A 4,683-nucleotide genomic window follows, 5' to 3' on the forward strand; every position below is an offset into this window, starting at 1 on the left:
GCGGCGGGCGGGCCGGCGTCCGCCAACCCCATCAGGAACTCCTCCCGTGAGTCATCTCTACATCGAAAGCGAAGCGAATCCGCGCGTGAAGCGCTGGAAGAAGCTTGCCAACGACCCGCGGAGCATCCGACGCGAAGGCTCCGCGCTCCTCGAAGGCATTCATCTGCTGCAGGTCGTGCTCGAGCACCCGGAAGTGAAGGTGCATGCGGTCATCCTTTGCTCGGGCGCCGCGACGAACGAGGCGCAGGCGCTCGCCGACCGGCTGGCCGACGCCAAGAACGCGTGCTCCTTTCTCCTCACGAAGCGCCTCTACGACGCCGTTTCGCCCGTTGAGAACGGCGTGGGCGTGATGTGCGAGATCGCGCTGCCCGACGCGCCCGGCCCCGAGCTCTGGGGGCGCACGGACGCGCTCTACCTCGACGGCGTGCAGGACGCGGGGAACGCCGGAACGCTCATCCGCACCGCGGCCGCCTCGGGCGTGAAGACCGTGGTTGCGAGCCCGGGCACCGTCGGACTCTGGACGCCGCGCGTGCTGCGCGCCGGCATGGGCGCGCACTTCACGGTGAACCTGATCGAAGGGTGCTCCGTGCGGCGCTTCCGCGAGGCGTATGCGGGGCGGCTTCTCGCCGCGGACGCCCGCGGGGGCGAGAACCTCTTCACCGCACCGGACTACACCGCCCGCGGACCCGTCTGCTGGATGATGGGCGCGGAGTGGCCGGGGCTCTCCAAGGAGGCCCTCACCGCCGCCGACGAGCGCTACTGGATTCCGATCGCCCCGGGCGTGGAGTCCCTCAACGTCGCCGCGGCCGCCGCGGTCTGCCTCTTCGACGCAAGCCGCCGCCGTCTGGCGCGCGGCGCCGATAAACTTTAGTCACGGGCCTCCGCCTTAGAGCGCGCGTCTCAGCTCCCAAGGAGCCGCGCCGGCGACAAGGGAAGCTCATTGGAAGCTCAACTCAACCTTCGAGGAGGCACCGCCTCATGCTCAACTTCTCCTACTGCAATCCGACACGCCTCGTCTTCGGCCGCGACGCCGAACTCAAGGTGGGTGAAACCGCCCTCGGCATTCTCGGGCGACCCGCCAAGGTGCTCGTTCTCTTCGGCGGCGGCTCCGCGCGCCGCACCGGCATTCTCGATGCGGTCGAGAAGAGCCTCGAGGAGTCGGGCTTCTGCGTGATCGAAATGGGCGGCGTGCAGCCCAACCCGCGCATGGGATTCGTGCGCGAGACGATCGACTGGGTGCGCGACCAGGGCGTGAAGGCCGTGGTCGCCGTGGGCGGCGGCTCGGTGATCGACACCGCGAAGGCCGTGGCGGCGGGCCTCGAGTACGAGGGCGACTGTTGGGACTTCTTCGAAGGGCGCGCGACGGTTGAGAAGGCGCTCCCCGTCTTCGCCGTCCTCACGATTCCGGCCGCTGGCTCCGAGCAGTCGATCCGCGCCGTGATCACGCACCACGGCACGAAGGCGGGCATCGGCTCCGAGGCGATCCGCCCGAAGGCCGCGTTCATCAACCCGGCGCGCTTCTCGACCCTGCCGGCGATGCAGATCGGCGCGGGCGTCACCGACATGCTGTCGCACATCCTCGAGCGCTACTTCACGAACACGACGGCGACCGACTACACGGACCACCAGGCCGAAGCGGCGATGCGCACCATCATCGCCTTCGGGCCGAAGGTCCTCTCCGACCCCTCCGACTACGACGCCTGGTGCCAGATCGGCCTCGCCGGCACGTTCGCGCACAGCGGCTGCTTCGGTCTCGGGCGCGAGGAGGACTGGGCCTGCCACGCGATCGAGCATGAGATCTCGGGTTGGAACGAACACATCGTCCACGGCTGCGGCCTCGCAGTGGTGATTCCGTCCTGGATGCGCTACGTGTCGCACTTCGCGCCCAAGCGCTTCGTGGACTTCGCCGTGCGCGTGATGGAGGTTGAACCCCAGGTGGAGGACGCCGCGACGATCGCGCTCGGCATCGCGAAGTTCACCGGGTGGCTGCAGACCCTCGGCATGCCCACCACGATGGCGGCCCTGGGCGCCGTGGACTGCCCGATTGAAGCGCTCGCGCGCCACTGCTGCCGCAAGGGGCCGGTGGGCCACTTGAAGCCCCTCGCCGCCGACGACGTCGAGGCGATCCTCACGGGGGCGCAGTGATGGCGGGCGCAAACCGCTCGAAGGGATCCCGCGGCGGCGCGCGGGGAGCGGCCGGCCGCGGCCGTGCGCAGGCGCCCAATCACCCGGGCGCGGTCCTCGCTGAAGTGCTCGAAGACACGCCCCTTGCCGTCGCGGCGAAGTGGTTCGGCCTCACGCCCGCCGAGCTCGACGCCGTGCTCGCGGGCGAAGCGCCCGTGACCGACCCGATGGCGGCCGTTGCCGGCCAGGTCTTCGGCACGGGCGCCGCGCCCTGGATCGAAATGCAGAAGGCCTGGGACGAGTGGACTGAGGCGCAGAGCGCAAAACCTTCGAAATCCGGGAAGGCTGCGCGCTGAGCGCACTGCGCCCCCCGAGCGGGCGGAGCCCCCTGAGGCGGCGCGGCTCGGCCGCCCGGCCCTCTCAATCGGCCGCGCCGGGAGGGCGTCAACGGCGTAGCAGATCCGTGATCGTCAGGTTGAGGATCGGCGTCGTGCGCTTCTCGATCTCGGCCGCGACGAGCTTCTCGGCGAGCGCGACCAACGTCGTCTGCAGGCCGTTTCTCGGGTCGGCGAGCAGCACGTTCACCGCCTCCTTGGGGCAGCTCTTCAAGACCACCTTGGTGAGCGCCGTCTGCGCCTGGGTCTCCACCTGCTTCGTCTTGGCCGAGGGAATGGCCGCCACGGCTTTGGCGGCGTCGGTCTTCCCGAGCGTGACGTAGGCCCATTGCAGGAAGACCGTGCGCTCGGCCGTGCCGGTGTTCTTGTAGAGGCAGTCGGCGAGCGCCGCAGGGGCGGCGGAGGAGGATGAGGCGGCCGCCGCCGCGCCGGCTCCGAGAAGGATGGGCGCAGAGAGCAGAACGGAAAGAAGCGTGCGGCGCAAGAGGAATCTCCTTCTAGAGCGGTGGAGCGGCGCGCTTCTCAAGGGTGGGCGCCGCGAAGTCGGCAAGAGAGTATAGAAGGGCGGCGCGACGGCGCCCGAGGTTCGTAGAATGCCGGAAACGGTTCCCCGAGCATTGCTCCCACTCAACGCCCCCATGTACAGCTGGATTCCCCGAGACTATTCGATCGCCGACATCGAGCGCTTCACGGCGCTCTCCATCCGCCGCGGCTCCCCGCTCGCCTCCCTCGCGCAGCGCGACCCCGCCGACCTGCGCGTCGTCGCGGGCGCCGCGGCCCTGGGCCTTCCCCGCGGGGAGGTGCTCGCGCAAGAGCGGGTGACGGCTCATCTTGAACGGTTCCTCGCCGGCCCGGGCGACTGGCTCGCGGCCTCTGCGCAGGAGCTCCTCACCGCCGTGCGCGATGCGGGGTTTCTTGAAGCCGCCGGGGACTGCTGGACCGCGGCCATCGAGCCCCTCCCGGGCGTCTCGGAAAAGCGCCTCGAGGACGACCTCGAGGCCGCGCGCGAGATTCTGGCGCTCAGGCGCGCGCGCATGAAGGCGTCGCTGCAGACGCGCAACCGCACGGTGAACGCCCCGAAGGGCGTCGCCGCGGACCCCGAGGTCGACCGCCGCTGCATGACGGCGGCCCTCGAGGAGGCGCGCGCCGCCGCCGCGCGCGGCGAAGTGCCCGTGGGCGCCGTCGTCGCGGCCGAAGGGCGGATCATCGCCCGCGCGGGGAACGAAACCCTCGCGCTCGGCGACCCCACGGCCCACGCCGAGGTGCTCGCGCTCCGGCGCGCCGCCGCCGTAAGGGAGAATCACCGACTTGCCGGCACGACTCTCTACGTGACGCTCGAGCCTTGTCCGATGTGCGCGGGCGCGATTTCCGAAGCCCGCTGCGCGCGGATCGTCTACGGCGCGGGCGACGCCCGCCGCGGCGCGCTCGAAGGAGCGCTGAGGCTTTTTGACCTCCCCGGCGTCAACCACCGTCCGGTGATCGAGGGCGGCCTGATGGCGGCTGAGGGTGAGGCGCTCGTGCGGGCGTTCTTCGCCGAGCGGCGCCCGAGGAGTGAGGAAGTCAACGCATCGGATGCTCGAGAAAAGGAGAATTGACCGTGAGTGAAGACAAAAAGACGCTCATCGCCCGCTTCGCCGGTCGCCGGGTGGTGATTCCCGCCCCGTCGTACCAGGTGCTCACCAAGGAGGGAAGGATCAACCACGACCGGCGCGAGGCGGCCGTCGCCGCCATTGAGGCGCTCGGCATGATTCCGACCCTGACGGGCGGGTGCTTTGAGCAGGCCGGGCGCTTCGCGGGCACGGACGAGCGGCGCGCCGAAGACTTCATGACGGCCCTCACGCAGACGGACGCGGACCTCGTGATGGCGCTCCGCGGCGGCTACGGCATGACGCGGATTCTGCCCTTCCTCGACTGGGAGGCGCTCGGGCGCGCCGCGACCCCGATGGTGGGGTTCTCCGACTTCACGGCCTTCAACCTCGCGCTTCTCGCCCGCACCGGGCGGCCCTCCTGGCAGGGCCCGATGGCGACCTCCTTCATCGACGCGCCCGACTTCACGGTCGAGCGCTTCTCCGTGGTCTTCGGCGGCGACCCGGGCCCGCTCGTCTGGCGTACGGCGCCGGAATTGCTCGGCGCAGTCCCGGAAGGCGACTTTTCGGGCACGCTC

The 4,683-nt window shown here is 70.4% G+C and carries 6 protein-coding genes; 5 read left to right on the top strand and 1 reads right to left on the bottom strand.

All coding sequences use genetic code 11. From position 1 onward, the window contains the following. Nucleotides 1–46: 46 nt before the first annotated feature. The 3 genes from ACT6Y9_RS08790 to ACT6Y9_RS08800 all read left to right on the top strand — a co-directional run bounded on the left by ACT6Y9_RS08790 (nucleotide 47) and on the right by ACT6Y9_RS08800 (nucleotide 2,480). On the top strand, nucleotides 47–871 hold the full coding sequence (locus ACT6Y9_RS08790) for a TrmH family RNA methyltransferase (protein WP_443744262.1): 825 nt from the start codon (nucleotides 47–49) through the stop codon (nucleotides 869–871). Between the two features lie 107 nt (nucleotides 872–978). Continuing rightward, entirely contained in the window at nucleotides 979–2,145 is a 1,167-nt protein-coding gene (locus ACT6Y9_RS08795) for an iron-containing alcohol dehydrogenase (RefSeq protein ID WP_443744263.1), read from the top strand. Continuing rightward, nucleotides 2,145–2,480, top strand: a complete 336-nt coding sequence (locus ACT6Y9_RS08800; protein WP_295479989.1) for a helix-turn-helix transcriptional regulator — start codon at nucleotides 2,145–2,147, stop codon at nucleotides 2,478–2,480. Before ACT6Y9_RS08795 ends, ACT6Y9_RS08800 begins: the two co-directional genes overlap by 1 nt. Nucleotides 2,481–2,568: 88 nt before the next feature. On the opposite strand, the gene ACT6Y9_RS08805 is transcribed toward ACT6Y9_RS08800, so the two are convergent. Continuing rightward, nucleotides 2,569–3,003: a hypothetical protein gene (locus tag ACT6Y9_RS08805; RefSeq protein WP_295479987.1), complete on the bottom strand. Its 435-nt coding sequence runs from the start codon at nucleotides 3,001–3,003 to the stop codon at nucleotides 2,569–2,571. 154 nt (nucleotides 3,004–3,157) lie between these two features. On the opposite strand from ACT6Y9_RS08805, the gene ACT6Y9_RS08810 reads away from it, so the two are divergent. Next, the gene (locus tag ACT6Y9_RS08810) at nucleotides 3,158–4,114 is read left to right on the top strand and encodes a nucleoside deaminase (protein ID WP_443744264.1); all 957 of its coding nucleotides are present in this window, start codon (nucleotides 3,158–3,160) and stop codon (nucleotides 4,112–4,114) included. Nucleotides 4,115–4,116: 2 nt separating this feature from the next. Beyond that, nucleotides 4,117–4,683, top strand: a 567-nt coding sequence (locus tag ACT6Y9_RS08815; protein WP_443744265.1) for an LD-carboxypeptidase, incomplete at its 3' end; no start/stop codon positions are given.

The sequence above is a fragment of the Sutterella sp. genome, from assembly GCF_052272535.1.
GTDB lineage: Bacteria > Pseudomonadota > Gammaproteobacteria > Burkholderiales > Burkholderiaceae_F > Sutterella.

Excerpts from the sequence above, each read along its gene's own strand:
- ACT6Y9_RS08810 (WP_443744264.1), top strand. The coding sequence starts at position 3,158 with ATGTACAGCTGGATTCCCCGAGACTATTCGATCGCCGACATCGAGCGC.
- ACT6Y9_RS08795 (WP_443744263.1), top strand. The coding sequence starts at position 979 with ATGCTCAACTTCTCCTACTGCAATCCGACACGCCTCGTCTTCGGCCGC.
- ACT6Y9_RS08800 (WP_295479989.1), top strand. The coding sequence starts at position 2,145 with ATGGCGGGCGCAAACCGCTCGAAGGGATCCCGCGGCGGCGCGCGGGGA.